This window comes from Thauera sp. 63 (assembly GCF_000310165.2).
In the GTDB taxonomy this organism is placed as follows: domain Bacteria; phylum Pseudomonadota; class Gammaproteobacteria; order Burkholderiales; family Rhodocyclaceae; genus Thauera; species Thauera humireducens.
On record NZ_AMXC01000078.1, the window covers coordinates 1 to 1,225 of the forward strand.

Consider the following 1,225-nt stretch of genomic DNA (forward strand, 5'->3'; position numbering starts at 1 on the left):
GGACGTGCTGAACAAATCATGTTCAAGTACCCGCGGACCGATTTTGAGGGCGTATCCGTGACGGCCTCTCGAGTTCGATGGCATTTGATGCTTCAGGTCGAGTCGGCCCTGGGCCGTTCCCCTCCGCTTTCGCACCTTGGTGCCCCCTCAGGACGCACCTCGGGCATAGAGCGCCAACAACGGTCGGCGCGCCAGGAACAGATTGGCCAGACCGAACAGCGAGAACAGTTGCGCTTCGTTCTTCGCCAGCCCACGGTAGCGGGTCTTCTTGTGCTTGAAGAGGTTCTTGATCACATGGAACGGGTGCTCGACCTTGGCCCGAATGCTCGCCTTGGCGCGCTCGAGCTGCTCAAGCAGCTTCCCCAGCCGGTTGGCTGGCAGCGCCTTGCGCTTGCTGCGCTTCAGTGCGATGTGCCAGCTCACCGGGGTGTCGCGGTTCTCTTCGCGTTTGTCGGCACCCTGGTAGCCCGCATCACCGAGCACCTCCGTCTCCTCGCCGTGCAGCAGCTTGTGTGTCTGGCTCACGTCGCTTACGTTGGCCGCCGTCGCCACGACCGCATGCACCAACCCGGACTCGGCATCGACGCCGATGTGCGCCTTCATCCCGAAGTACCACTGGTTGCCCTTCTTCGCCTGGTGCATCTCCGGGTCGTGCGCCTTGGCGCGGTTCTTGGTCGAAGGCGCTGCGGCGATGATCGTCGCGTCAACGATGGTGCCTTCGCGCATCATCAGCCCCTTGTCTGCCAGATGCGACTTGATCGCCTCGAAGATCTTCTGGGTGAGCCCGTGCGTCTCCAGCAGCCGACGGAACTTCAACAGCGTGGTCGCGTCGGGCGCCGCCTCGCGGGCCAGGTCGATGCCGACGAAGGCGCGGATCGACTGGCTGTCGTAGATGGCGTCCTCGATCCCTTCATCCGACAGACCGAAGCACTGCTGAGCAACATACATCCTCAGCATCCGTGCCACCCCGATCGGCGGACGGCCGCGACCGCCACCCTTCGGATAGAACGGTTCGATCTCTGCCTCGAGCGCCGACCACGGCGTCACCGCTTCGATCTCGGCCAGGAAACGGTCGCGCCGCGTCTGCTTCTTCTTCCCGGCGTACTCCAGCTCGGAAAAGCTCGATTGCATCGATTGAGGTCTCATCGTGGCTCAGCAGCCGCTATTGTCTCAAGAGCATGCCAACTGACGGGTGCCGCTGGGCGAATAAATCAGCGTTGCCTTA

1 protein-coding gene is annotated in these 1,225 nt (G+C 62.8%); it reads right to left on the minus strand.

What is annotated here, in order from left to right:
• Window positions 1-147: 147 nt before the first annotated feature.
• Window positions 148-1,131, minus strand: a complete 984-nt coding sequence (locus C664_RS20010; protein ID WP_004261291.1) for an IS5 family transposase — start codon at window positions 1,129-1,131, stop codon at window positions 148-150.
• Between the last annotated feature and the right edge of the window lie 94 nt (window positions 1,132-1,225).